Genomic DNA, 267 nt, shown 5'->3' with positions numbered 1-267 from the left:
GGTATTGTAGGTAAAGCAGGACTGACTGACATTGACTTGAAATACATGGATGTTGGTGATGTCTTTGAAAAAGAATTCCTTTCACAATCAACTGATGAGAACAGAACCATTGAAGAAACACTTGGTATCTTGTGGAAAATTGTTTCTAAACTACCAAAGAATGAGATTACTAAAATCAAAGATAAATACGTAGACCAATATTATCAGGAAAAGTAATAAAATGTCATTTGGACAAAATGTCTCTGCAACAAAAATCGAACTTTTAAA

1 protein-coding gene is annotated in these 267 nt (G+C 31.8%); it reads left to right on the top strand.

From position 1 onward, the window contains the following. Nucleotides 1-216, top strand: a 216-nt coding sequence (locus PZC42_RS21575) for an ATP synthase beta subunit C-terminal domain-containing protein (RefSeq protein WP_306576000.1), incomplete at its 5' end; no start/stop codon positions are given. Between the last annotated feature and the right edge of the window lie 51 nt (nt 217-267).

Origin of the sequence: Isoptericola croceus (assembly GCF_029382255.1) — a bacterium.
Lineage (GTDB): Bacteria > Actinomycetota > Actinomycetes > Actinomycetales > Cellulomonadaceae > Isoptericola > Isoptericola croceus.
The sequence above is the reverse complement of the archived record's forward strand: the minus strand, read 5'-3'. Positions and strand labels throughout refer to the sequence as shown.